Below are 25772 nucleotides of genomic sequence, written 5' to 3' on the forward strand. Positions count from 1 at the left end.
TCGTCACGTCTCGTAGACCGTGGAGCGGTGTCCGACCTGAACGACCCATACGACCAGTTCGCCGTTGTCGATGGTGTAGACGACCCGATAGTCGCCGACTTGGAGGCGACGGCGATCGGGTTGGGACACGAGTGCCGTGGTGCTGAATCCGAGCGGGTCGCTCTCCAGTTCCGCCGATCGCCGGTGAAGTGACAATCGTTTTCATGTAGTGTGCCGGGCATGGCAGTCCCGAAGCGCAAGATGTCCCGTTCCAACACCCGGCACCGTCGATCCCAGTGGAAGGCGGCGACGCCCGATCTCGTGCCGTTCCGCGTCGACGGGCGCGAGTACTCCGTGCCCCGCCGGCTGATCCGCGCCTACGAGCGTGGGCTCATCACGCCCGAGGGGTGATTCCGCGTCACCCCCGGGCCCCGTGGGCGGAGAAGCCGACATGCGCGAGCCGTAGTCGGCCGCGCAGTCCGATCCGCAGGTCGTGGATTCCGGACGCGTCGAACGGGGCCGTGACGGAGGTGTAGGTGTACGGGTCCGGTGTGGGCGCGATGTCCAGGCGTGCGACCACCCGGCCGTCGTCCAGGGCCAGTTCGAGGGTGCCCTCGCCCGACGCCTCCACCGTGACCGACCGCGTCACCGGGCCGAAGTCGCAAGCTCGGTAGGTCAGTTCGGCCGTGCTGTCGGCACACCGCGAGGTCGTCGGTGTCACCGCGTTGCCCGACCGCTTCGTACGGTCGACGATATCGGCGCCCCACTGCTCGTCGAAGTCGGCCGCGGGCAGGCCGCGTTCGAGGACCGGGCGCGGGGCGGCCGGCGTGCCGGTCAGCTCGACCGTCCCGCTGAGGCGGATGTCCTCGCTGGACGCGCCCGCCAGGACGTCGTACGCGCCGGGCTCCAGACGCCAGGTGCCGTGCGCGACGTCCCAGAACTCGAAGGCCGCGAGCGGGAGTTCGAAGGTCAGGGCCGTGACGGCCCCCGGCGCGAGGTGGACCCTGCGGTGGGCCAGCAGGGCGCGGCGGGGGCGTGGCACGGACGGTGACACCGGGCGGCCGTAGAGCTGCGCCACCTCGTCGCCCGCCGTGTCACCGGTGTTGGTGACGGTGAAGGTGACCCGCACGGACTCCTCGCCGACCCGCGCCGCGAAGTCCCCGTACCCGAAGGCCGTGTACGAGAGCCCGTGGCCGAACGGGAAGAGCGGGGTGCCCTCGAAGTACTGGTACGTCTGCCCGCCGCCGATCACGTCGTAGTCGAGCAGACCGGGCAGGTCCGCGTCCGAGGCGTACCAGGTCTGCGGCAGCCGGCCCGCCGGAGAGACGTCCCCGGCCAGGACACGGGCCAGCGCGGTGCCGGCCGCCTGGCCGCCGTGGGCCGTCCAGAGCACCGCGGAAAGGTCCGTCGGGTCGATCGCGTAGGGGTACGAGGACGTGATGACCAGGGCGGTGTTCGGGTTCGTGGCCCGTGCCGCGTCCAGCAGGCGCAATTGGTGCGCGGGGAGGGCGAGCGTCGTGCGGTCCTCCGTCTCGCGGCCGTTGATGTGCGGGTCGTTGCCCACGACCACGAGGACCACGTCGGCCGAGGCCGCCGCGCGCGCCACCGCCGCCTCGCCGCACTCCGCGATCTCCAGCTCGACGGTCACCGGGGTTTCGCCGATCGCCGGGTTCTCGTCGGCAACCTTTACGCCCGCCGCGGTGACGCAGACGTAGCGACCCGTGCCGACGTGCTTCAGGAGGTGACCGTTCCCGTGCGAACCGTGCGGCTCCAGACGGAACGTCTCCTGGACGACCCAGCCGCCGGGCTGGTCCGCCGAGGCGCGCAGGAAGCCGTCCCGCGCGACCGACAGACAGCGGCCGTCGGGAGCGCGGAACGTGAGGACGCCCCCGCCCCAGTCGGTCAGCGCGAGTTCGGTGCCGACGGCGTCCGTGGTCAGCGGCGGCAGGTCGGTGCGGCCCGCGAGGAGGGCCGGGTCGAGCGCGCCCCCGGCCCCGCGGACCTCGTCGGCCGCCTCGTCCGACGGCGGCACGCTCAGATACGTACCGTCCGACGTCCTCAGCCGTACGCGGTCCACGCCCTCGGCGAAGTCCACCCGCTCGGCGCCGAAGCGCTCGTACAGCCCTTCGAGCGGTGTGGAGCGGTGGATGAGGGTGCCGCTGTACCAGTCGAGCTTGCACTCGTCGGCGAGCAGGCCGACCACCGCGATGCGCGTGTCCTGGCGGGTGAGGGGGAGCAGGCCGTCGTTCTTGAGCAGCACGACCGCCTGCTCCGCGGCCTCCCGGGCGAGGGCCCGGTGCGCGGGCGTGTCGAAGTCCTTGGAGTCCGCGTACGGATCCAGATGGGGGTCGAACTCGCCGAGGCGGAAGCGGACCGAGAGCTGGCGGCGGACCGCCGCGTCGATGTCGGCCTCGGTCAACAGACCCTGGTCGAGGGCCCTTTGGACACGTCCGACGATCGTCGAGCTGTCCGTGCCGTGGTCGGTGAAGCTGTCGACGCCGGCGAGCAGCGCCGCGGCCGTCGCCTCCTCGTGCGTGTCGAAGTAGCGCTCGGAGTCGACCAGGTTCGAGGGCGCGCCCGCGTCCGAGCAGACCAGGAGAGCCTGGTCCGTCCAGGTGCGCAACTGCTCGGCCAGATACGGCGACACGTGGTTGGGGCGGCCGTTGACCAGGTTGTACGCGGGCATCACGCCGGCCACCGCGCCCGCCTCGACCGTCGCCCGGAAGGCACGCAGGTCGTACTCGTGCAGCACCCGGGGCCGGACCGAGCTCGACGCGGTGGCCCGGTCCGTCTCGTTGTTGTGCGCGAGCCAGTGCTTGAGGACCGGCGCCGTACGCCAGTGGACGGGATGGTCGCCGCGCAGACCCCGGGTGTACGCGGTCGCGATCGCCGAGGTCAGCCCCGGGTCCTCCGAGTAGCCCTCCTCGTTGCGGCCCCACAGGGGGTGGCGCAGGAGATTCACCGTGGGCGCCCAGACGTTGAGGCCGACGCGGTCGTCGCGCGAGCGCATCGTGCGGACCTCGGTGGACACCGCCTCGCCGACCCGGCGCACCAGCTCCTCGTTCCAGGTCGCGCCCAGGCCGACCGCCTGCGGGAACACGGTCGCGGGCCCCATCCAGGCCACGCCGTGCAGCGCCTCCTGGCCGGTGCGGAACGCGGCGACGCCGAGGCGCTCCACCGCGGGCCCGAACTGGTGCAGCATCGCCACCCGTTCGTCCAGGGTGAGCCGCGACAGAAGATCGTCGATGCGCTTCGCGAACGGCAGCTGCGAGTCGCGGAAAGGCGGCGTTTGTGCAGTCACGCGAGGATCCCTTGGTGGAGGACGGGAAAGATCGGAGCGCTTCCTTCGAAGCGCTTCGATGCTCATTCGACCGACGGCCGGGTGTCAAGACACCCCGACGCACCAACTCCGGGCCCCTGAGGTCACTCACGGTCCGGAAGCGACCGGTACGGACCTTCGAGCCGCCGTGCACCTCCCGCACACGGGTCGGCACACCTCCGAGGAATGTTGGAATCGGCCCTTGTGCGCCCCCAGGTGTTCACTTAACCTCGCAGCAACATCGAAGCGCTTCGACTTTCTTCGACTTCGACCGTCGAGGATGCCGCTCCTGCTGCGCCCTGCCGCGCCTGCCGCTCCTTGGGTGCGGGGACCCCCGAGGTCCGCCACCGCTCAGCCAGCTCCGCTCAGCCAGCTCCGCTCAAGACACCGCAGCCGACGGCCGCACCGCCGGGTGTCCCGCTGTGCGCCATCTGTGCGCCATGAAGGGTTGACGCAATGACGCCGAACACCTCTGCCTCCGCCTTCGCCTCCGGACCCAGCCGGAGAAGCTTCCTCGCCTCCACGGCGGTCGCCACCGCCGCGGTGGCCGGCGGGATGCCGCTGCTGGCCGCCTGCGGTGGCTCCGAGGGCGGCTCGAAGGAGGGCACCACCTCGGGCAAGGACGCGAAGAGGATCCTTCCCGCCTTCGTGGCGCAGCACGTGGTGACGCCGGACATCGCGTCGAAGAACGGCTCCTCGGTCGGCTTCACCGGCAAGCTCGTCGTGGACGACCTGAAGACCTCGGTGCCCCAGAAGCTCGGCAAGGGCGGCACCGTCAAGGTCATGTCGCCCTTCTGGGGCTCTCCGCCGAAGGGCGACAACCCCTACTACCAGGCGATGAACGCGAAGATCGGCGTCGACGTCGTCTGGCAGAACCAGGACGGCAACACGTACGACGAGAAGCTCGGCGCGGTCCTCGCCTCCAGCGACATGCCGGACGTCGTGGTGATCCCCGGCTGGAACATGGGCGGCAAGATCCCCAGCGCCATCATCAGCAAGATGGCCGACCTCGGCCCGTACCTCTCCGGCGACAAGGTCAAGGAGTACCCGAACCTCGCCGCCGTCCCGACGGACGCCTGGCAGCGCTCCATCTTCGGCGGCAAGCTGCGCGGCCTGCCGATGCCCAGCTCGTACGTCACCAACATCGTGCCGTACTACCGCAAGGACGTCTTCGACGCGAAGGGCTACGAACTTCCCACCTCGGCGGCCGAGTTCCTGGCCCTGGCCAAGGAGATGACCGACGCCAGGGCGAAGGTGTGGGCCTGCGACGACATGAAGTGGACGGCCTTCAACAGCTTCGGTGTGCCGTCCGGGAGCGAGAAGTCGCTCGGCTGGAACCTCGTCGACGGCAAGCTGGTCTACCGCGTCGAGACCGACGCGTACCTCGAAGCGCTGGAGTGGACGCGGAAGCTGTACTCCGCGGGTGTCGTCCACCCGGACGCCAAGGCGCAGAACCAGGGTGACTCCAGTCTGCGTTTCACCTCCGGCGAGGTCCTCATCTACAACAACGACCTCTCGCACTGGTGGGCCAAGACCGCCGAACAGGCCTCCCAGAACAAGGACTTCCGCATCGAGGGCATGGACATCTTCGGCCACGACGGCGGGGACCCCACGCTGTGGGCCGGTGTGCCCGCCGGAATCTTCGCCTTCGTCAACAAGAAGGCGTCGAAGGCCGTGATCCACGACGTGCTGGCCGCCGCCAACGTCGCCGCCGCCCCGTACGGCACCGAGGAGTACATGCTCACCAACTACGGGGTCGAGGGCACGCACTACACGATCAAGGACGGCACGCCCACCAAGAACGACAAGGGCAATCAGGAGGTCCTGAACGCCTTCGTGATGCTGGCGGGCCCCGCCTCGACGATCGCGCACCCCGATCTCCCGGACGTCGCCAGGGCGCAGGTCGAATGGCAGCAGCGGATGGGCGCCTGCACCAAGAAGTCCTCCTTCTACGGCCTCCAGATCATCGAGCCGAGCCGCTACACGAACCTCTCCAACGACTTCGAGCAGCTGGAGGACGACGTCGTTCGCGGCCGCAAGAAGATCGGTGACATGCAGCAGGCGGTGGCGGACTGGAAGAGCAAGGGCGGCGACAAACTGCGGGACTGGTACCGGAAACTGCTGGACGACAGCGGATCCGCGCAGGGGTGACGAGGTGTCACACAGCACCGCTTCGGGTGCCACTGAGCCGACCACGGCGTCGGGGTCGACGGCGGCAGGGGCAGCGTCATCGGCCCCGGCCCCGGCCTCGGACGACGGCAGTGCCGCCTCCTCCGGCACAGGGCGCGGGACCGGGAAGTCCGGCGGCGTGACCAAGGCCGAGACGAAGGCACTGAGCAAGGCCGGGAAGAGGGCCGGGAAGAGGGCCGGGAAGAGGGCCTCGGGCGGTGGCAGCTTCAAGGTCCGCCTCCGGCGGGACCGCACGCTGGTCCTGATGACCCTGCCGGCCGTCCTGCTGGTCCTGGTCTTCAACTACATACCGATCCTGGGCAACGTCGTCGCCTTCCAGGAGTACGACCCGTACATCAGCGACAACGGCTTCATCGCCGTCTTCCACAGCCCCTGGGTCGGCTTCGAGCAGTTCTCACGGCTGTTCGACGACTCGGCGTTCTGGGACGCCGTCCGGAACACCCTCGTGCTGTTCGTGCTGCAACTGCTGCTCTTCTTCCCGATCCCGATCGCGCTGGCCCTGCTGATCAACAGCGTGATCAGGCCCCGGGTGCGGGCGGTGTCGCAGGCGATCCTCTACCTGCCGCACTTCTTCTCCTGGGTGCTGGTCATCACCGTCTTCCAGCAGATCTTCGGCGGCGCCGGCATCATCGCGCAGACCCTGCGCCGGCACGGATACGAGGGCTTCGACCTCATGACCGACCCGGGGATCTTCAAGTTCCTGGTGACGGCGGAGGGCGTCTGGAAGGACGCGGGCTGGGGCGTCATCGTCTTCCTCGCGGCCCTGGCCTCCGTCAGCCCCGACCTGTACGAGGCCTCGGCGATGGACGGGGCCGGCCGCTGGCGCCGTATGTGGCACGTCACGCTGCCCGCGCTGCGTCCGGTGATCGCCCTGCTCCTGGTGCTGCGCGTCGGCGACGCGCTCACGGTCGGCTTCGAACAGATCCTGCTGCAGCGGGACGCGGTGGGGCCGGGCGCGGCGGAGGTCCTCGACACCTACGTGTGGTGGAACGGCGTCCGCAACCAGGACTTCAGTTACGCGGCGGCCGCGGGCCTCATCAAGGGCGTGGTCAGTCTCGGCCTCGTCCTCGCCGCCAACAAGGTCGCCCATCTCATGGGCGAGCAGGGGGTGTACAAGAAGTGAGTGCCGTGACCGGCATGACAGGTGTGACAGGCACGACGGAGGAACGGCCGAAGGCGGGCGGCGGCTCGGGCGGGCCCGGCCGCTGGGCGGCCCCGCCGCGGCCCGTCTGGGAGGAGGAGCCCAGCAGCGCCGGGATCGCGGGCAAGGGCATCGCCCTGGCCGTCGCCTGCCTGGGCGTCCTGTTCCCGCTGTGGATCGTCGTCGTCACCAGCCTCTCCACGAAGCAGACCATCAGCGACGCCGGCGGGCTGGTGGTGGTCCCCAGGGGCGTCACCTTCATCGCCTACCAGGAACTGCTGAGCGGCGGCCAGGTCACCCGCGCCGCCGTCGTCAGCCTGGGCGTCACCCTGGCCGGCACGCTGTTCTCGATGACGGTGTCCGTCCTGTCCGCGTACGGGCTCTCGCGCATCGGGTCGGTCGGGCACCGCTGGTTCCTGATGACCCTGCTCGCCACGATGTTCTTCGGCGCCGGGCTCATCCCCACGTATCTGCTGGTGCAGTCCCTCGGCCTCACGGACACCTATCTGGCGCTGATCCTGCCGAGCGCGGTCAGCGTCTTCAACATCCTGGTGCTGCGGGCGTTCTTCATGGGCATCTCGCCCGAACTCATCGACAGCGCGCGGATCGACGGGGCGGGGGACTGGCGGATCCTCCGGCAGATCGTGATGCCGCTGTCCCGCGCCGTGCTCGCGGTGATCACGCTCTTCTACGCCGTCGGGTACTGGAGCGCCTGGTTCAACGCGTCGATCTATCTGAGCGACCAGGACATGATGCCGCTGCAGAACGTCATGATCCAGCTCGTCCAGAAGCAGGAACCGCCGGTCGGGCTCGGGCAGGCCATCAGGGCGGGGCAGTTGTCCGCGCTCGGGGTGCAGATGGCGGTGATGGTGCTGGCGCTGCTGCCGGTGGCGTTCCTCTCGCCGTTCGTGCAGAAGCATTTCAAGAAGGGCATGTTGACCGGCGCGGTCAAAGGCTGACCTCGCCCCTTGTGGTGCCGGTCAGCCAGCTGTCCTTCTGGTCGGAGGACTGCGGGTTCCTTCGTCGCGTGCGGGCTGTTGTGGCTGGGCGCGCCCACGCGGCGGAGCCGCACATGTACACAGCCCCGCGCCTCCGGAAGAGTGATCATCCCTATGAAAGCGAGGTATGTCATGGGCACGTCACAGACCGGTGGGCGACCACGCCTCGCCGATGCCGCTCGTGGGCGGGTGCTGTTCGGGGGTGACTACAACCCCGAACAGTGGCCCGAGGAGGTCTGGGGCGAGGACGTACGCCTCATGACGGAGGCCGGGGTCAACTCCGTCACCCTCGGTGTCTTCTCCTGGGCGAAGCTCGAACCCCGCCCAGGAGCCAGGGAGTTCGGCTGGCTCGACCGGCTGATGGACCTCATGCACGGGCACGGCATCGGGGTCGTACTCGCCACGCCGACCTCCTCGCCCCCGCCCTGGCTGGGCCGGCTCCACCCGGACACGCTGCCCCGCGACGCGGACGGCCGCACCGAGTGGTGGGGCGGCCGCCAGCACTTCTCGCACTCCAGTGCCACCTACCGCCGCCACGCCGCCGCCATCACCGAGGACCTGGCCGCCCGCTACGGGAGCCACCCCGCCCTCACGATGTGGCACATCAACAACGAGTACTGCACCTACGACTGGGGCGACGAGGCGGCCGTCACCTTCCGCCGCTGGCTCCAGGACAGGTACGGCACGCTCGACGCGCTCAACACCGCCTGGGGCACGGCCTTCTGGAGCCAGGGCTACGGCGACTGGCGGGAGGTACTGCCGCCGCGCCACGCCCACTACCTGAACAACCCCACCCAGGTGCTCGACTTCAAGCGCTACACCTCCGACATGCTCCTGGAGTGCTTCGTCGCCGAGCGCGACATCGTCCGCCGGTACTCCCCCGACCTCCCGGTGACCACCAACTTCATGCCGATGTGGGCGGGCCAGGACGCCTGGCGCTGGGCGCGGGAGGAGGACGTCGTCTCCGTCGACCTCTATCCGGATCCGCGCGACCCCTTCGGCGCCCAGGACGGCGCGCTCGTCCAGGACCTGACCCGCTCCCAGGCCCGCGGGCCGTGGATGCTGATGGAACAGGCGGCGGGCCCGGTCAACTGGCGCGGCGTCAACCGTCCCAAGCCGCGCGGGCTCAACCGGCTCTGGTCCCTCCAGGCCGTCGCCCGGGGCGCCGACGCCGTCTGCTACTTCCAGTGGCGGCAGTCCCGGCAGGGCGCGGAGAAGTTCCACTCGGGCATGGTGAGCCACGCGGGCGAGCGGGGGCGCACCTACCAGGAGATCAAGCAGCTCGGTGCCGAACTCGCCCGCATCGGCCCGGAGGTGACGGGGCTTCACTCGTCCGCCGACGTGGCGATCCTCCACGAGTGGCACGCCTGGTGGGCGGGGACGCAGGACGGCCGGCCCTCCCGCGAGGTCGACCCTCCGCAGGTCGTGCGGGCCTGGCACCGCGCCCTGTGGGAGGCCCACGTCACCACGGACTTCGCGCACCCCGAGCACGACCTGTCCGCGTACCGGCTGGTCGTCGTGCCGCAGCTCTACCTGCTCACCGACGCCGCCGTCGACAACCTGGTCGCGTACGTACGCGGAGGGGGCACCCTGGTCTGCGGCTTCCTGACCGGGATCGCGGACGAGGACGACCGGGTACGGCCCGGCGGCATGGACGCGCGGCTGCGGGCGCTCCTCGGCATCCGCACCCTGCACGAGTGGTGGCCGCTGGACCCCGGCGAGTACGCGGCATGCGACGGCTTCCGCGGCACGCTGTGGTCCGAGGAGATCGAGTCCGAGACCGAGGGTGCCGTCGTGCGCTCCCGCTACAAGGGCGGCGAACTCGACGGACTGCCCGCCGTACTGCGCAAGGGCCGCGCCTGGTACGTCTCCACGCTGCCCGAACCCACCGCGCTGCGCGAGCTGTTGGAGGGCGTGGCCGCCGAAGCGGGGGTGCGGCCGGTGCTCGAAGGGCTGCCCGTCCAGGTCGAGGCCGTACGCCGGGGCGGCCTGCTCTTCCTCCTCAACCACGGGCGCGACCCGGTCACGGTGGCGGTACCGGGCACGTACCGGGACCTGCTCGACGGCCGGCAGGTCCACGGCTCGGTGGAGCTGGGCCGGTACGGGGCGGCGGTGCTCTCACCGTGAGCGCGACGCCCTGAGCCGCACCCGGCCCCTTCCGGCCACTCCCGGCCTCACCCGACGAACGGCCCACATCCCACGGCACATCCCCCACCCATGGAAGGGACACCATGGCAACACGCACCCGGCACAACACGCGGAACGCCCCACGAAACAGCACCCTGAAGAGGGTCACCAAGGCACTCCTGGCCCCCGCGCTCGCCCTCGGAGTGACCGTGGGCCTCGCCTCCGCCCCCGCCTCGGCCGCGATCTGGAACTCCTGCGACCAGTGGGGCAACACCAGCCTGAACGGCTACACCCTCTACAACAACATCTGGGGCTCCGGCGCCGGCAGCCAGTGCATCTGGGCCAACTCCGGCACCAACTGGGGAGTCTGGGCCAACCACCCCAACACCGGCGGCATCAAGTCGTACCCCAACTCCAAGAAGGTGGTCAACAAGACGATCACCTCCCTCGGCTCGCTCTCCAGCAGCTACAACGTCACGGTCCCGGCGGCCGGCGCGTACAACACCTCGTACGACATCTGGGACACCGACTACGACTACGAGATCATGCTCTGGGTCAACTACAACGGGGCCGTCGGGCCGCTCGGCACCTCGCAGGGCAACGTGACGCTCGGCGGTCACACCTGGGCGGTCTACAAGGGCGACAACGGCGCGAACGAGGTCTTCTCGTTCCTGCGCACCTCGGACTCGAACTCCGGCACCGTCAGCATCCTGCCGATCCTCAAGTGGATCAAGGACACCAAGGGCTGGATGGGCAACGAGACCATCGGCGACGTCCAGTTCGGCTTCGAGGTCACCTCCTCGTCCGGCGGCCTGGACTTCGTCACCAACAACCTGACGGTCAGCAGCAGCTGACCGTCAGGCACGACGACGCGCGGCTACTTTGCCACGGGCAGCCGCGCGTCGTCCCGCAGGAACAGCGGGATGCGGTCCAGCGGGGCGTCGACGGTCACGGCGGCGCCTCCCGCGTACGACGTGCCGGTCCACGCGTCCGTCCAGCGCGCGCCCGCCGGAAGGTAGGCCGTACGGACCGTCGCGCCCGCCGTGAGTACCGGCGCGACCAGCAGGTCACCGCCGAAGAGGTACGCGTCGTCCACCGACCAGGCCGTCTGGTCCTCGGGGAACTCCAGGAACAGCGGCCGCATCACCGGCAGCCCCTCCTCGTGGGCCTCCCGCATGACCTCCAGCACGTACGGCTTCAGCCGCTCGCGCAGATGCAGGTACTTCTCCAGGATCGGTCCGGCCACCTCGCCGTACGACCACACCTCGTTCGGGCCGCCGGTCATCTCCGGGCCGAGCGGGGTGCCCGGGTCGCGGAAGCCGTGCAGCCGCATCAGCGGGGACAGGGCGCCGAACTGGAACCAGCGGATCAGCACCTCCCGGTAGGCCGGGTCGTCCGGGTCGCCGCCGTGGAAGCCGCCGATGTCGGTGTTCCACCAGGGGATGCCGGACAGCGAGGTGTTGAGGCCCGCCGCGATCTGGCGGCGCAGCGTCGCGAAGTCCGTGCCGATGTCGCCGGACCACAGCGCGGCGCCGTAGCGCTGGCTGCCCGCCCACGCCGAGCGGTTGAGGGTGACGACCTCGGTCTCACCGGCCGCGAGCATGCCCTCGTGGAAGGCACGGGAGTTCTCGCGCGGGTACATGTTGCCCACTTCGAGCCCGGGGCCCGCCCAGTAGCGCAGGTTCTCCTGGAACCCCGGCTTCAGCTCCGGCTCGCAGGCGTCCAGCCAGAACGACGTGATCCCGTACGGCTCCAGGTAGTTGTCCTTGATCCGCGACCACATGTACGCGCGCGCCTCGGGGTTCGTCGCGTCGTAGAAGGCGACCTGGACGGTGGAGGCGACCTCCTTGTCCGGCCAGTCGGCGTGCGCCATGGGCCCGTACTGCGTGCCGATGAAGTAGCCGCGCTGCTCCATGGGCCGGTGGTTCTCGGAGAGCGGGGAGACGGACGGCCACACCGACACGACGAGCTTGATGCCGAGCTCGGTCAGCTCCCGCTGCATCCCCGCCGGGTCGGGCCACTCGGCCGGGTCGAACTTCCAGTCGCCCAGGTGCGTCCAGTGGAAGAAGTCGCAGACGATGGCGTCGATGGGCAGGCCGCGGCGCTTGTACTCCCGTGCCACGCCGAGGAGTTCGTCCTGGGTGCGGTAGCGCAGCTTGCACTGCCAGAAGCCCGCCGCCCACGCGGGCAGCATCGGCGTACGGCCGGTGACCGCGCTGTAGCGGCGCTGCGCGTCGGCGGGCCGGCCCGCCGTGATCCAGTAGTCGATCTGCCGGGCCGAGTCCGCCACCCAGCGGGTGCCGTTGCCCGCGAGCTCGACACGGCCGATCGCCGGGCTGTTCCACAGCAGGGTGTAGCCGCGGCTGGAGGTGAGGACCGGGATGGTCACCTCGGCGTTGCGCTGGACCAGGTCGAGGACGGTGCCCTTCTGGTCCAGCAGACCGTGCTGGTGCTGCCCCAGGCCGTACAGCTTCTCGCCCTCGTACGCGGCGAAGCGCTGCTCCAGGCGGTGGTAGCCGTTGCCGACAGGGGTGTAGAGGCGCGGTCCCGGCCACCAGAAGTGGGCGCGCTCCTCGGCGAGGAGTTCGGCCCCGTCGTCGGTGCGCACGAAGCGGACCAGCCCCTCGGCGTCGACCTCGACGGTCAGCGCGCCGACGGTCAGCAGGCCCCGCCCGCCCTCGATCTTGACAGTGGCCTCGGCGGCGGGCACCTCGTCGAGCACGGCGCTGGGCAGGCCCACCAGGATCGGCCCGCCCAGCCTGGCCCGGACCCGGACGGCGTCGGGGCCCCACGGCTCGATGCGTACGGTCTCCTGGCGGCCGCTCCACTCCAGCGCGCCGCCGCGTTCGCGGAACGTGCCTTCGGTGGGGGAGGACTGGGAAAGACTGGCGGACCCCGAGCCGGGCTGTCCGGGCTGGTTCTCGGCAGGCTGATTCATGCGGGGTGCTCCTGAAGGAAGGAGTGCGGGAGGTCGCATGTGCGGGACGAACGGAAGAGCGGGAGAGCGGGTCAGGGGGAGCGGGATCAGAGGGAGGTCAGGGTGCGGCCGGGGCCGGGCCCGTGCTCGCCCGTACCGTCAACTCGGGCGCGATGAGAACGACGTCGTCCTGGTCGTGCCCCGTCAGCTTGGCGATCAGTTGTTCCACCGCGTTACGCCCCATCTCCTGGGCGGGGATGGCGACCGAGGTCAGCCGTACCGAGGCCTGGACGGCGACCTGGTCCGGGCAGATCGCGATCACCGACACGTCCTCGGGCACGGCCCGGCCCTGCCGGCGCAGCAGCGCGAGCAGCGGCTCGACCGCCGACTCGTTCTGCACGACGAAGCCGGTGGTGCCGGGGCGCTCGTCGAAGACCCGGGCCAGGGTCAGGGACATCGCGTCGAAGCCGCCCTCGCACGGGCGGTGCAGCACGCGCAGACCCAGCTCGCGCGAGCGGGAACGCAGCCCGTCGAGCGTGCGCTCCGCGAACCCCGTGTGCCGTTCGTACACCGCGGGCGCCTCGCCGATGACAGCGATGTCACGGTGACCGAACATCGCGAGATGCTCGGCGCACAGCGCGCCCGTCGCCCCGAAGTCGAGGTCCACACAGGTCAGACCGCTGGTGTCGGCGGGGAGCCCGATGAGGACCGACGGCTGGTCGGTGCCGCGCAGCAACGGCAGGCGCTCGTCGTCGAGTTCGACGTCCATCAGGATCATCGCGTCGGCGAGCCCGCTCCCGGTGACCCGGCGCACGGCGTCGGGGCCCTCCTCGCCGGTGAGCAGCAGCACGTCGTACCCGTGGGCGCGCGCGGTGGTCGTCACCGCGATGGCGATCTCCATCATCACGGGTACGTACATGTCGGTGCGGAGCGGGATCATCAGCGCGATGATGTTGGAGCGGTTGCTCGCCAGCGCGCGGGCGCCCGCGTTCGGGTGGTAGCCGAGCTGCTGGATGCTCTGCTCGACCCGCTGCCGGGTGCCCGCGGAGATGGACCGCTTGCCGCTGAGGACATAGCTCACCGTGCTCGCCGAGACTCCGGCGTGCTGGGCGACCTCGGCGAGGGTGACCATCCGCTCTCCAAGCATGGTGTGAAGCGCTTCGACAGCGCGGCGTGCGGACAACGGGGAGTGAGGGTGGCTCGACAGTAGCCTGATGGCGGGTGGGTGTCCATAGGTTGTCGAAGCGCTTCGACTCCGTCGGGTGCGGGTGAGTGGGGGCTGGGCGCGCAGTTCCCCGCGCCCCTGGAAGGCGGCCCTGCGGGCCTGCCTTCCAGGCCCTGAGTCCCGGAGCGGGGCTGGGCCCCTGTGCCCGCCGGAGGGAGCCGAATGGTGCGCCAGGACTGGTGGGCGGGTCCGGAATCGGGTACATACGATCGAGTAGCACCGGTGAGTAACGTAACGGACCAAGATCCCTATTCGCGGCGAGGTGAGCCTCTTGTCCGCAACACCCCACCAGCCCGCTGTCACCGAGCGCGAGGCCCGTCAGGTCGCCGAGGCCGCGCGGGAGCAGGACTGGCGCAAACCCAGCTTCGCCAAGGAGCTGTTCCTCGGCCGCTTCCGGCTCGACCTGATCCACCCCCACCCGATGCCCGCCGACGAGGCCGCCCAGCGCGGTGAGGAGTTCCTCGCCAAGCTGCGCGACTTCTGCGAGACCAGGGTCGACTCCGCGCTCATCGAGCGGGAGGCGCGCATCCCCGACGAGGTGATCAACGGGCTCAAGGAGCTCGGCGCCCTCGGTATGAAGATCGACACGAGGTACGGCGGCCTCGGACTGACCCAGGTCTACTACAACAAGGCGCTCGCCCTGGTCGGCTCCGCGAACCCGGCGCTCGGCGCGCTGCTCTCCGCGCACCAGTCGATCGGCGTACCGCAGCCGCTGAAGATCTTCGGCACCCAGGAGCAGAAGGACGCCTTCCTGCCGCGGCTGGCCCGCACCGACATCTCCGCCTTCCTGCTCACCGAACCGGACGTGGGCTCCGACCCGGCGCGCCTGGCCACCAGTGCCGTACCGGACGGGGACGAGTACGTCCTCGACGGGGTGAAGCTCTGGACGACCAACGGCGTGGTCGCGGACCTGCTGGTCGTGATGGCGCGCGTACCGAAGTCCGAGGGCCACAAGGGCGGCATCACCGCCTTCGTCGTCGAGGCGGCCTCGGAGGGCGTCACCGTCGAGAACCGCAACGCGTTCATGGGGCTGCGCGGCCTGGAGAACGGCGTCACGCGCTTCCACCGGGTCAGGGTGCCCGCCGCGAACCGCATCGGCCCCGAGGGCGCCGGCCTCAAGATCGCCCTGACCACCCTCAACACCGGACGCCTCTCGCTGCCCGCCATGTGCGTCGGCGCCGGCAAGTGGTGCCTGAAGATCGCCCGCGAGTGGTCGTCCGTGCGGGAGCAGTGGGGCAAGCCGGTCGCCCACCACGAGGCCGTGGGCACGAAGATCTCCTTCATCGCGGCGACCACGTTCGCCCTGGAGGCCGTCCTGGACCTGTCGTCCCAGATGGCCGACGAGGACCGCAACGACATCCGGATCGAGGCCGCCCTGGCCAAGCTGTTCGGCTCCGAGATGGCCTGGCTGATGGCCGACGAGCTGGTCCAGATCCGCGGCGGACGCGGCTTCGAGACCGCCGACTCGCTCGCCGCCCGCGGCGAACGGGCCGTGCCCGCCGAGCAGATGCTGCGCGACCTGCGCATCAACCGCATCTTCGAGGGCTCGACGGAGATCATGCACCTGCTGATCGCGCGGGAGGCGGTCGACGCACACCTCTCCGTCGCCGGCGACCTCATCGACCCGGACAAGTCCCTCTCCGACAAGGCGAGGGCGGGCGCGAGCGCCGGGGCCTTCTACGCCAAGTGGCTCCCCAAGCTGGTCGCGGGCCCCGGGCAGCTCCCGCGCTCGTACGCCGACTTCCGTCCGGCCGGGCACGTCGACCTGTCCGGCCACCTCCGGTACGTGGAGCGCTCCGCCCGCAAGCTCGCCCGGTCCACCTTCTACGCCATGTCCCGCTGGCAGGGCCGGATGGAGACCAAACAAGCCTTCCTCGGGCGGATCGTCGACATCGGCGCCGAACTGTTCGCGATGAGCGCCGCCTGCGTCCGCGCCGAATTGCTCCGCTCCACCGAGGCCCACGGCCGTGCGGCGTACCAGCTCGCGGACGCCTTCTGCGGTCAGTCCCGCATCCGGGTGGAGGAGCTCTTCGGGCGCCTGTGGTCCAACACCGACGACATCGACCGCAAAGTCGTCAAGGGCGTCCTCGGCGGCGCCTACACCTGGCTGGAGGACGGAATCGTCGACCCGTCAGGAGAGGGCCCCTGGATCGCCGACGCCACACCCGGCGCGTCCGAGAAGGAGAATGTCCACCGCCCCATCCGCTGACCTTTTCCCCAGGAACGCACTGACGTCCCCGTCGTCATTCTGTTGCTTGCCGCACGAAAGGTGTGCGTCAACAATGAAGGGAATGGCGAACGGGGGCACACCATGCGCCACGGTGTGGGGGAAGACGACAGTCGGGGAATCTCTGTCCAGCTGACACGGGCTCGCCGGGAAGCGCGCCGGCAATTGGACGACACGGAACTCGTACGCGCGTTGCGCACGGTGCGTGACGAGGTCCGGCCGCTGGCCGCCAAGCTGCGTGAGAGCGCGCCGGAGGCCTTCGAGCCGCACCGGGACGCGCTCGCCGTGCTGCTCAACGACTGCGCGCTCGCGCTGCTCGACGAGGAACCCCGGCCGACGGTCGCCTCTTTCGACCCGCTGCCCGTCCGCAGGATCGACCCGCACGCCGTCGATTCCCTGCTCGACGCCGGACGGCCGGGCGAACGGCCCGTGATCCAGCAGTTGTTGCGCGGGGCGGTGGAGTACGCCAGAGATCCCGTACTACGTGAAGTGATCAAGGCGAACCAGCAAGGCGTCCACATTCTGCAGCGGGCGAACCACTGGATACGGATGCTCGTGGACGCGACTCGGTGAATCGAGCCGAGCAGTCCCGGCACATCAATTCAGTACATCGATCAATGCGCCAAGTCGATCAATCAGGTGAATCAGTGAACCGCGAGTCAGTGACGCAGTGGGGGTAATTCCAGTGCCGGTACTCGGTCTCGACAACATCACCGGCAGGATCATGCGGGCCGGTGAGGGAAGAATCCTGCGCAGGCTCCAGCGCGTCGCCGAACAGGTGGCCTCCCTCGAAGCGGACTTCGAGCAGCTGACCGACGCCGAACTCCAGGCCCTCACCCCCGAGTTCAAGGAGCGGTACGAGGCCGGGGAGAGCCTCGACGACCTGCTGCCCGAGGCCTTCGCCGCCATGCGCGAGGCCGCGCGCCGCACACTCGGGATGCGCCACTTCGACGTCCAGGTCATGGGCGGCGCCGCGCTCCACCTCGGCAACATCGCCGAGATGCAGACCGGCGAGGGCAAGACCCTGGTCGCCACCCTGCCCGTCTACCTGAACGCCCTGACCGGCAAGGGCGTCCACCTCGTCACGGTCAACGACTACCTCGCCCAGCGCGACGCCGACTGGATGGGCCGCGCCTACCGCTTCCTGGGGCTGACCGTGGGCGTCATCAGGACCCAGTCGACCCCGGCCGAGCGCCGCGCGCAGTACGCCTGCGACATCACCTACGGGACCAACACCGAGTTCGGCTTCGACTACCTGCGCGACAACATGGCCTGGTCCAGGGACGAACTCGTCCAGCGCGGCCACCACTTCGCGATCGTCGACGAGGCCGACTCGATCCTCATCGACGAGGCCAGGACCCCGCTGATCATCTCCGGCCCGGCCGACCAGCCCACGCACTGGTACGAGGCGTTCGCCAGGATGGTCACCCGGATGCGCGGAGTCGCCGTCCAGGACGAGAACTTCACCACACCGGCCGACAAGGACCGCCTCGCCGGGCTGCGCGCCACCCACGACTACGAGTACGACCCGAAGAAACGCACCGTGGCGATCCTGGACCGCGGAGTGGAGTTCCTCCAGGACCAGCTCGGCATCGAGAGCCTCTACGAGTCCGACCACACCTCCCTCATCGGGCACTTCAACAACGCGCTCAAGGCGAAGGAGCACTTCAAGCGGGACAAGGACTACGTCGTGGTGGACGGCGAGGTCCTCATCGTCGACGAGCACACCGGCCGCATCCTCGCCGGCCGCCGCTACAACGAGGGCCTGCACCAGGCCATCGAGGCGAAGGAGGGGGTGACCGTCAAGGACGAGAACCAGACCCTCGCCACGATCACCCTGCAGAACTTCTTCCGGCTGTACGACAAGCTCGGCGGGATGACCGGCACCGCCATGACCGAGGCCGCCGAGTTCCACCAGATCTACAAGCTCCACGTGGTGCCGATCCCCACCAACCGGCCGATGGCCCGCGCCGACGACCCCGACCAGATCTACCGGACCGTCGAGGCCAAGTACACGGCGATCCTCGACGACATCGCCGACAAGCACGAGAAGGGCCAGCCCGTCCTCGTCGGCACCACCTCCGTCGAGAAGTCCGAGCTCCTCGCCGCGCGACTGAAGCAGCGCGGCATCCGGCACGAGGTGCTCAACGCGAAGAACCACCGGCGCGAGGCGCAGATCGTCGCGCAGGCGGGCCGCAGGGGCGCGGTCACCGTGGCCACCAACATGGCAGGGCGCGGCACCGACATCATGCTCGGCGGCAACCCCGAGGCCATGACGCTCGCCGAACTGGACCGGCGCGGCCTCACCCCGGAGGAGAACCCGGACGAGCACCGGCGGACCCTCGACCGGATCACGGAGTCGGTCGCGGCCGAGCACGACCAGGTGAAGGAGCTGGGCGGGCTGTACGTGCTGGGCACCGAACGCCACGAATCGCGCCGCATCGACAACCAGCTGCGCGGCCGCTCCGGCCGCCAGGGCGACCCCGGCGCGTCCCGCTTCTACCTCTCCCTGGGGGACGACCTGATGCGGCTGTTCCGCGCCCAGGTCGTCGAGCGCGTGATGTCGATGGCGAACGTCCCCGACGACGTACCGATCGAGAACAAGATGGTCACGCGCGCCATCGCCTCCGCCCAGTCGCAGCTGGAGCAGCAGCACTTCGAGTCCCGCAAGGACGTGCTGAAGTTCGACGAGGTGCTCAACCGCCAGCGGACCCTCATCTACGCGGAACGCCGCCGGGTGCTGGCCGGGGAGGACCTGCGCGACCAGATCCTCCACTTCATGGACGACACCGTCCGCGCGTACGTCGCCGTGGAGAGCGCCGAGGGATTCCCCGAGGAGTGGGACCTGGAGCGGCTCTGGGCCGCCTTCGAACAGCTCTACCCGGTCCGGATCACCATCGAGGACGTGGAGGACGCGGCGGGCGGCGACCGGTCCGACCTCACCGCCGACGGGCTCGCCGACGCCGTCATCGACGACATCCACGCCCGTTACGAGGAGCGCGAGGCCGAGCTGGGCGCGGACGCCCTGCGCGACCTGGAGCGCCTGGTGGTGCTGTCGGTCCTGGACCGCAAATGGCGCGAGCACCTGTACGAGATGGACTACCTCCGCGACGGGATCGGACTGCGCTGGACCCTGGGGCGGGAGCCGATCGTCGAGTACGAGCGCGAGGGCTACGACATGTTCGTCGCGATGAACGACGCCATCAAGGAGGAGTCCGTCGGGTACGTCTTCAACCTGGACGCGGCGGGGAAGTCCGCGGGGCAGGAGGCGCTGGAGGCCGGGCGGCGCACGGACGGGCTGCATTTCAGCGCGCCGACGCTGGACACGGCGGAGGGGGTGGTCGAAGGGGAGTTCGAGCCTGCCGACGCCGTGCCGCTGCCTCCGGCGGAGGGCGAGGGGGATGCGAAGCCGCGCCGGCATCGGGCGGGTGCTCGGTCCAAGGGGCGCCGGAAGCGCAAGAGGTAGGGGGGTCTGCGGGTCCGGGAGCGGGTCTGGGAGCGGGTCCGTGGGCGGGTGCGGGGCGGTGGGGGCTTGTCGCGCAGTTCCCCGCGCCCCTTACGGGGCTCCGGCCCGCGCCCCTTAGGGACCCCTCCCTCGCCCCTCAAGAGGCGCCCGGCGCGTTCCGAGGGGCACCGTGCGCCCCTGACAGGGCACGGGTAGGGGCGCCCCCGTCCCCTTCGTCGTGGGGTTGCGGCAACAATGGGGGGATGAGCGACAGTCCAGCCCCCCTCGCCGATCCGCATCTCGTCTTCGATCCTGTGGACGGGAGTCGGGATGTCGTGATCCTCGGCTCCACGGGATCGATCGGCACCCAGGCCATCGACCTCGTACTGCGCAACCCCGACCGGTTCCGGGTGACCGGGCTCTCCGCGGCGGGCGGGAGAGTGGAGCTGCTGGCCGAGCAGGCCCACCGGCTCCGCGTCCGGACCGTGGCCGTGGCCCGCGAGGACGCCGTACCGGCACTGCGCGAGGCCCTGTCCGCGCGGTACGGACCGGGAGAGCCCCTGCCCGAGCTCCTCACCGGCGCGGACGCCGCCACCCACCTCGCCGCAGGCCCCGGCCACACCGTCCTGAACGGCATCACCGGCTCGATCGGCCTCGCCCCCACGCTCGCCGCCCTGGAGGCGGGCCGCACCCTCGCGCTCGCCAACAAGGAGTCGCTCATCGTGGGCGGCCCCCTGGTGAAGGCGCTGGCCGCGCCGGGCCAGATCATCCCCGTCGACTCCGAGCACGCCGCCCTGTTCCAGGCGCTGGCCTCGGGCACCCGGGCCGACGTACGCAAGCTGGTCGTCACCGCCTCCGGGGGCCCCTTCAGAGGACGCACGAAGGCCGAGCTGGCCGACGTCGCCCCCGAGGACGCCCTCGCCCACCCCACCTGGGCCATGGGCCCCGTCATCACCGTCAACTCCGCGACCCTCGTCAACAAGGGGCTCGAAGTCATCGAGGCGCACCTCCTCTACGACATTCCCTTCGATCGGATTGAGGTGGTCGTGCACCCGCAGTCGTATGTCCACTCGATGGTGGAGTTCACGGACGGATCGACGATGGCCCAGGCGACACCCCCCGACATGCGGGGACCGATCGCCATCGGTCTGGGCTGGCCCCAGCGCGTCCCCGACGCCGCGCCCGCCTTCGACTGGTCGAAGGCGTCCAGCTGGGAGTTCTTCCCCCTCGACAACGACGCGTTTCCCTCCGTGGGGCTCGCCCGGCACGTCGGGGAGCTCGCGGGCACGGCCCCGGCGGTGTTCAATGCGGCGAACGAGGAATGCGTGGACGCGTTCCTGAACGGCACGCTGCCGTTCAACGGGATCATGGAGACCGTCACGGAGGTCGTCGCCGAACACGGCACGCCCCGTACGGGAACCTCGCTCACCGTCGCGGACGTCCTTGAGGCGGAGACCTGGGCACGTGCCAGGGCCCGTGAACTGACAGCGCGCGCGACAGCCCGTACGACAGGCAAGACAGCAACCCCGACGACAGCTGGGACGACAGCCATGACAACGGCGGAGGCTCGTGCATGACGACCCTGATGATGATCCTCGGCATAGTCGTCTTCGCGGTCGGCCTGCTCTTCTCGATCGCCTGGCACGAGCTGGGGCATCTCTCCACGGCCAAACTGTTCGGCATCAGGGTGCCGCAGTACATGGTCGGCTTCGGCCCGACGATCTTCTCGCGCAAGAAGGGCGACACGGAGTACGGGATCAAGGCCGTGCCCCTCGGCGGCTACATCCGCATGATCGGGATGTTCCCGCCCGGCCCCGACGGCCGGATCGAGGCCAGGTCCACCTCACCGTGGCGCGGCATGATCGAGGACGCCAGGGCGCAGTCCTTCGAGGAGCTCCAGCCGGGCGACGAGAACCGCCTCTTCTACACGCGCAAGCCGTGGAAGCGCGTGATCGTGATGTTCGCCGGCCCCTTCATGAACCTGATCCTGGCCGTCGCGATCTTCCTCGGCGTGATGATGACCTTCGGCGTCCAGACCCAGACCACCACGGTCGGCAAGGTCTCCGACTGCGTCATCGAGCAGAGCGAGTCGCGGTCCCAGTGCCAGAAGAGCGACACGGCCGCGCCCGCCAAGGCGGCGGGTCTCAAGGGCGGTGACAAGATCATCGCGTTCGACGGCAAGAAGATCACCGACTGGTCCGTCCTGCAGGCCGACATCCGCTCCAACCCCGGCAAGGACGTCACGCTGACCGTCGAGCGCGACGGCAAGCAGCTCGACCTCGCCGCCCACCTGATCCGCAACCAGGTCAGCAAGACCGACGGCAACGGCGGCTATGTCGAGGGCAAGTACGTGTACGCCGGCTTCCTCGGCTTCACCCCCGCCTCCGGCGTCGTCCAGCAGTCGTTCGGGCAGTCCGTGGACCGCATGGGCGACATGATGCAGAACGGCGTCGAGTCGCTGGTCGCCCTGCCGTCCAAGATCCCCGCCCTGTGGGACGCGGCCTTCAGTGACGGCAAACGCGAGGCGGACTCCCCGATGGGCGTGGTCGGCGCGGCGCGCGTCGGCGGCGAGGTCTTCACACTGGACATCCCGCCGGAGAACCAGATCGCGCTGATGCTGTTCCTCGTCGCGGGCTTCAACCTCTCCCTGTTCCTGTTCAACATGCTCCCGCTGCTGCCGCTCGACGGCGGGCACATCGCGGGCGCCCTGTGGGAGTCCCTGCGCCGCAACGCGGCGAAGGTGCTGCGCCGCCCGGACCCCGGCCCCTTCGACGTGGCGAAGCTGATGCCCGTCGCGTACGTGGTGGCCGGAATCTTCATCTGCTTCACGATCCTGGTACTGATCGCCGACGTGGTTAACCCGGTGAGAATCTCCTAGTCATACGGCGTTCGTGGCGGCCGGACATGATCTGTGTCCGGCCGTCCTCCATCGGGTTGTCCTGCCGAGCGCATGTGTTCCTGCCTTCGAGGGTGCCGTAATCTCGGTGGCGGGAGCCCGTCCGCTTTCGGGACCGACCGAATCCTTACCTTGGGGTTGCACAGCAGATGACTGCGATTTCACTCGGCATGCCGGCCGTTCCGACGAAGCTCGCCGAGCGCCGCAAGAGCCGGAAGATCCAGGTCGGCACGGTGGCGGTGGGCGGAGACGCGCCCGTCTCGGTGCAGTCGATGACCACCACGCGTACGTCGGACATCGGCGCCACGCTTCAGCAGATCGCCGAGCTGACCGCGTCCGGCTGCCAGATCGTGCGGGTGGCGTGCCCCACGCAGGACGACGCCGACGCGCTCGCCACCATCGCGAGCAAGTCGCAGATCCCGGTGATCGCGGACATCCATTTTCAGCCGAAGTACGTCTTCGCCGCGATCGACGCGGGCTGCGCCGCGGTGCGGGTGAACCCCGGCAACATCAAGCAGTTCGACGACCAGGTCAAGGAGATCGCGCGGGCCGCGAAGGACCACGGCACGCCGATCCGGATCGGGGTCAACGCCGGTTCCCTGGACCGGCGTCTCCTGGAGAAGTACGGCAAGGCGACGCCTGAGGCACTGGTGGAGTCGGCGCTCTGGGAGGCGTCGCTCTTCGAGGAGCACGACTTCCGTGACATCAAGATCTCGGTCAAGCACAACGACCCGGTCGTGATGGTCAACGCCTACCGGCAGCTCGCCGCCGCCTGCGACTACCCGCTGCACCTCGGGGTGACGGAGGCGGGTCCCGCCTTCCAGGGCACCATCAAGTCGGCGGTGGCCTTCGGCGCGCTGCTCAGCGAGGGCATCGGCGACACCATCCGGGTCTCGCTCTCGGCCCCGCCGGTCGAGGAGATCAAGGTCGGGATGCAGATCCTGGAGTCCCTGAACCTCAAGCAGCGCCGCCTGGAGATCGTGTCGTGCCCGTCCTGCGGGCGCGCCCAGGTCGACGTCTACAAGCTCGCGGAGGAGGTCACCGCCGGCCTCGAGGGCATGGAGGTGCCCCTGCGGGTCGCGGTCATGGGCTGCGTCGTGAACGGCCCGGGAGAGGCCCGCGAGGCCGACCTCGGCGTCGCCTCCGGCAACGGCAAGGGCCAGATCTTCGTCAAGGGCGAGGTCATCAAGACGGTCCCCGAGTCCAAGATCGTCGAGACCCTCATCGAGGAAGCGATGAAGATCGCCGAGCAGATGGAAGCCGACGGAACCCCGTCCGGGGAGCCATCGGTATCGATCACAGGCTGACGAGCCCCGAGGACTCCGCCCCCAAACCCCCGACCGGCCTGAAAAGCAGGGCGCAACCGGCTTTCCAGGGGCGCGGGGAACGGCGCGCTCAGCCACATCGGGCCCGCACCCGACGGCTGGTCGGGGGGCGTGGGCGAAGCCCCGCCTTTCAGGGGCGCGGGGAACGGCGCGCTCAGCCACACCCGGCCCGCACCCGACGGCTGGTCGGGGGGCGTGGGCGAAGCCCCGCCTTCCAGGGGCGCGAGGAACTGCGCGCTCAGCCACATCGGGCCCGCACCCGACAGCTGGCCGGGGGGCGAGGGCGAAGCCCCGCCTTCAAGGGGCGCGGGGAACTGCGCGCTCAGCCACATACGACTCGCACCCGTTCAACCCGATACGGGCCCAGGGGCGGAGCCCCGGAGAAGGCGCGGGCGCCCACCGCCCAGACCCATCGTGCGGCGCCGCACAATATCGCCAGGTACAGTGCGGAGATCAGCAGACCTGAGTGGTGAAGGCCCCGCACGTGTTGACGCAGACGACCACCAAGGTCCTCGAACCGAGCGACCTGGACGCCGCGCTCGCCGTCCTCGACCGCGAGCCGGTCGCGAACGCCTTCGTGGCCTCCCGCGTACAGGTCGCCGGCCTCGACCCCTGGCGCCTCGGCGGCGAGATGTGGGGCTGGTACGAGGACGGCATGCTGACGTCCCTCTGCTACGCCGGCGCCAACCTCGTCCCCATCTGCGCCACCCCCCGCGCCGTACGGGCCTTCGCGGACCGCGCCCGCAGAGCAGGCCGCCGCTGTTCCTCCATCGTCGGCCCCTCCGAGGCCACCGGCCCGCTCTGGAGCCTCCTCGAACCAAGCTGGGGCCCCGCCCGTGAAGTCCGCCCGCACCAGCCCCTGATGGTCGCCGACCGGCTCCCCACCGATATCGCCCCGGATCCGTACGTCCGTCGCATCCGCAAGGACGAGATGGAGACGATCATGCCGGCGTGCGTGGCGATGTTCACGGAGGAGGTCGGCGTCTCCCCGCTCGCCGGCGACGGAGGCCTGCTCTACCAGGCGAGGGTCGCCGAACTCGTCGGCTCCGGCCGCTCGTTCGCCCGCGTCGACCACGAGGGCCGGGTCGTCTTCAAGGCGGAGATCGGCGCCGCGACCACACAGGCCTGTCAGATCCAGGGCGTCTGGGTGGCCCCCGAGTACCGGGGCCAGGGCTACGCGGCCCCCGGCATGGCCGCCGTCCTTCGCTACGCCCTCGCGGACGTGGCCCCGCTGGTCAGCCTCTACGTCAACGACTTCAACACGGCGGCCCGAGCGACGTACCGCAGGGTGGGCTTCCAGGAGATCGGCGCGTTCATGAGTGTCCTGTTCTGAGAGGGACAAGAACGACCGGCCCACGCGGCCCACGCAGTGCACCCGCCCAGGTAGTCTCCGGGGCATGCTGCGCTTCCCCGGTCAGCCCGGTCAGGGCCCTCTCACGCCCGACGACATCGTCATCGGCCCGCTGGACCTGGCCACCCGGATCGACGAGGCGCTCGCCGTGCAGGCCGTCGCCTTCGGGCTCGGCGAGGACGAGATCGCCGTACGCCGCCAGATCGTGCTCCGTCACCTCACCTTCCCCGGCGCCCGCGCACTCGGCGCGACCACCGCCGACGGACGCCTCGCCGGCTTCGTCTACGGCATGCCCAACGACCGCACGCACTGGTGGTCCACGGTCGTCGAGCCCTACCTGCGCGGCCAGGGGCACGACGGATGGCTGGACCACTCCTTCGTGATCACTGAACTGCACGTCCACCCCGCCTTCCAGAACCGGGGCGTCGGCCGCGCCCTGATCACCACCATCACGGACGGCGCCACCGAACCGCGCTCGATCCTCTCGGCGATCGACGCGGAGAGCCCGGCCCGCGGCCTGTACCGCTCGCTCGGCTACGAGGACCTGGCGGTACGGGTCCTGTTCCCCAGCGCCCCGAAGCCGTACGTGGTGATGGGCGCCCCGCTGCCCCTCCGCCGCCGCTGACGGACCG

General features: G+C 70.0%; 17 protein-coding genes and 1 pseudogene. 14 read left to right on the plus strand and 4 right to left on the minus strand.

Annotated features, from left to right (window positions below; genetic code table 11):
- Positions 1 to 3: 3 nt before the first annotated feature.
- Positions 4 to 174, minus strand: a pseudogene (locus ACLVWQ_RS25740) (type II toxin-antitoxin system RelE family toxin); the annotation flags it as partial.
- A gap of 45 nt (positions 175 to 219) precedes the next feature.
- Between ACLVWQ_RS25740 and rpmF the strand changes: the two are divergent.
- Positions 220 to 390, plus strand: coding sequence for a 50S ribosomal protein L32 (gene rpmF / locus ACLVWQ_RS25745; RefSeq protein WP_414111527.1), 171 nt, complete (start codon positions 220 to 222; stop codon positions 388 to 390).
- 7 nt (positions 391 to 397) lie between these two features.
- On the opposite strand, the gene ACLVWQ_RS25750 is transcribed toward rpmF, so the two are convergent.
- Positions 398 to 3280 (minus strand): glycoside hydrolase family 3 C-terminal domain-containing protein, encoded by a 2883-nt coding sequence (locus ACLVWQ_RS25750; protein ID WP_414111528.1) that lies wholly within the window; start codon positions 3278 to 3280, stop codon positions 398 to 400.
- 474 nt (positions 3281 to 3754) lie between these two features.
- On the opposite strand from ACLVWQ_RS25750, the gene ACLVWQ_RS25755 reads away from it, so the two are divergent.
- The 5 genes from ACLVWQ_RS25755 (at position 3755) to ACLVWQ_RS25775 (ending at position 10608) form a co-directional block, all read left to right on the plus strand.
- The gene (locus tag ACLVWQ_RS25755) at positions 3755 to 5449 is read left to right on the plus strand and encodes an extracellular solute-binding protein (protein WP_414111529.1); all 1695 of its coding nucleotides are present in this window, start codon (positions 3755 to 3757) and stop codon (positions 5447 to 5449) included.
- 157 nt (positions 5450 to 5606) lie between these two features.
- Entirely contained in the window at positions 5607 to 6611 is a 1005-nt protein-coding gene (locus ACLVWQ_RS25760) for an ABC transporter permease (protein WP_414111530.1), read from the plus strand.
- Positions 6612 to 6625: 14 nt separating this feature from the next.
- The gene (locus ACLVWQ_RS25765; protein WP_414111531.1) at positions 6626 to 7588 is read left to right on the plus strand and encodes a carbohydrate ABC transporter permease; all 963 of its coding nucleotides are present in this window, start codon (positions 6626 to 6628) and stop codon (positions 7586 to 7588) included.
- A 171-nt stretch (positions 7589 to 7759) separates the two neighbouring features.
- Complete coding sequence (locus ACLVWQ_RS25770; RefSeq protein ID WP_414111532.1) at positions 7760 to 9754, plus strand: beta-galactosidase; 1995 nt, start codon at positions 7760 to 7762, stop codon at positions 9752 to 9754.
- Between the two features lie 104 nt (positions 9755 to 9858).
- Positions 9859 to 10608 carry a glycoside hydrolase family 12 protein gene (locus ACLVWQ_RS25775; RefSeq protein WP_414111533.1) on the plus strand — a complete coding sequence of 250 codons (750 nt, stop codon included), beginning with the start codon at positions 9859 to 9861 and terminating at the stop codon, positions 10606 to 10608.
- 23 nt (positions 10609 to 10631) lie between these two features.
- Here the strand turns inward: ACLVWQ_RS25775 and ACLVWQ_RS25780 are convergent, their stop codons facing one another.
- Positions 10632 to 12692 (minus strand): TIM-barrel domain-containing protein, encoded by a 2061-nt coding sequence (locus ACLVWQ_RS25780; RefSeq protein ID WP_414111534.1) that lies wholly within the window; start codon positions 12690 to 12692, stop codon positions 10632 to 10634.
- Positions 12693 to 12789: 97 nt separating this feature from the next.
- Positions 12790 to 13803: a LacI family DNA-binding transcriptional regulator gene (locus ACLVWQ_RS25785; RefSeq protein ID WP_414111584.1), complete on the minus strand. Its 1014-nt coding sequence runs from the start codon at positions 13801 to 13803 to the stop codon at positions 12790 to 12792.
- Positions 13804 to 14158: 355 nt separating this feature from the next.
- On the opposite strand from ACLVWQ_RS25785, the gene ACLVWQ_RS25790 reads away from it, so the two are divergent.
- From ACLVWQ_RS25790 to ACLVWQ_RS25825, 8 genes are all read left to right on the plus strand, one after another.
- A complete protein-coding gene (locus ACLVWQ_RS25790; RefSeq protein WP_414111535.1) occupies positions 14159 to 16105 on the plus strand; it encodes an acyl-CoA dehydrogenase family protein in 1947 nt (648 codons plus the stop codon).
- A 183-nt stretch (positions 16106 to 16288) separates the two neighbouring features.
- Complete coding sequence (locus ACLVWQ_RS25795) at positions 16289 to 16696, plus strand: hypothetical protein (RefSeq protein ID WP_414111536.1); 408 nt, start codon at positions 16289 to 16291, stop codon at positions 16694 to 16696.
- Between the two features lie 151 nt (positions 16697 to 16847).
- Positions 16848 to 19589, plus strand: a complete 2742-nt coding sequence (gene secA, locus ACLVWQ_RS25800) for a preprotein translocase subunit SecA (RefSeq protein WP_414111585.1) — start codon at positions 16848 to 16850, stop codon at positions 19587 to 19589.
- Positions 19590 to 19831: 242 nt separating this feature from the next.
- Positions 19832 to 21145 carry a 1-deoxy-D-xylulose-5-phosphate reductoisomerase gene (gene dxr / locus ACLVWQ_RS25805; protein ID WP_414111537.1) on the plus strand — a complete coding sequence of 438 codons (1314 nt, stop codon included), beginning with the start codon at positions 19832 to 19834 and terminating at the stop codon, positions 21143 to 21145.
- Positions 21142 to 22446 carry a M50 family metallopeptidase gene (locus ACLVWQ_RS25810; protein WP_414111538.1) on the plus strand — a complete coding sequence of 435 codons (1305 nt, stop codon included), beginning with the start codon at positions 21142 to 21144 and terminating at the stop codon, positions 22444 to 22446. Before dxr ends, ACLVWQ_RS25810 begins: the two co-directional genes overlap by 4 nt.
- A gap of 167 nt (positions 22447 to 22613) precedes the next feature.
- Positions 22614 to 23771: a flavodoxin-dependent (E)-4-hydroxy-3-methylbut-2-enyl-diphosphate synthase gene (gene ispG, locus ACLVWQ_RS25815; RefSeq protein WP_414111540.1), complete on the plus strand. Its 1158-nt coding sequence runs from the start codon at positions 22614 to 22616 to the stop codon at positions 23769 to 23771.
- 502 nt (positions 23772 to 24273) lie between these two features.
- The gene (locus tag ACLVWQ_RS25820; protein ID WP_414111541.1) at positions 24274 to 25122 is read left to right on the plus strand and encodes a GNAT family N-acetyltransferase; all 849 of its coding nucleotides are present in this window, start codon (positions 24274 to 24276) and stop codon (positions 25120 to 25122) included.
- A gap of 64 nt (positions 25123 to 25186) precedes the next feature.
- Positions 25187 to 25765, plus strand: a complete 579-nt coding sequence (locus tag ACLVWQ_RS25825; protein WP_414111542.1) for an N-acetyltransferase family protein — start codon at positions 25187 to 25189, stop codon at positions 25763 to 25765.
- Positions 25766 to 25772: the final 7 nt, after the last annotated feature.

This window comes from Streptomyces sp. CWNU-52B (assembly GCF_047444975.1).
In the GTDB taxonomy this organism is placed as follows: domain Bacteria; phylum Actinomycetota; class Actinomycetes; order Streptomycetales; family Streptomycetaceae; genus Streptomyces.

Bases quoted from the DNA above. Each gene is read 5' to 3' on its own strand.
- rpmF (WP_414111527.1), top strand. From the start codon at position 220: ATGGCAGTCCCGAAGCGCAAGATGTCCCGTTCCAACACCCGGCACCGT.
- ACLVWQ_RS25755 (WP_414111529.1), top strand. From the start codon at position 3,755: ATGACGCCGAACACCTCTGCCTCCGCCTTCGCCTCCGGACCCAGCCGG.
- ACLVWQ_RS25765 (WP_414111531.1), top strand. From the start codon at position 6,626: ATGACAGGTGTGACAGGCACGACGGAGGAACGGCCGAAGGCGGGCGGC.
- ACLVWQ_RS25770 (WP_414111532.1), top strand. From the start codon at position 7,760: ATGGGCACGTCACAGACCGGTGGGCGACCACGCCTCGCCGATGCCGCT.
- ACLVWQ_RS25775 (WP_414111533.1), top strand. From the start codon at position 9,859: ATGGCAACACGCACCCGGCACAACACGCGGAACGCCCCACGAAACAGC.
- ACLVWQ_RS25780 (WP_414111534.1), bottom strand. From the start codon at position 12,692: ATGAATCAGCCTGCCGAGAACCAGCCCGGACAGCCCGGCTCGGGGTCC.
- ACLVWQ_RS25785 (WP_414111584.1), bottom strand. From the start codon at position 13,803: ATGGTCACCCTCGCCGAGGTCGCCCAGCACGCCGGAGTCTCGGCGAGC.
- secA (WP_414111585.1), top strand. From the start codon at position 16,848: ATGCGGGCCGGTGAGGGAAGAATCCTGCGCAGGCTCCAGCGCGTCGCC.
- dxr (WP_414111537.1), top strand. From the start codon at position 19,832: ATGAGCGACAGTCCAGCCCCCCTCGCCGATCCGCATCTCGTCTTCGAT.
- ACLVWQ_RS25810 (WP_414111538.1), top strand. From the start codon at position 21,142: ATGACGACCCTGATGATGATCCTCGGCATAGTCGTCTTCGCGGTCGGC.
- ispG (WP_414111540.1), top strand. From the start codon at position 22,614: ATGACTGCGATTTCACTCGGCATGCCGGCCGTTCCGACGAAGCTCGCC.
- ACLVWQ_RS25825 (WP_414111542.1), top strand. From the start codon at position 25,187: ATGCTGCGCTTCCCCGGTCAGCCCGGTCAGGGCCCTCTCACGCCCGAC.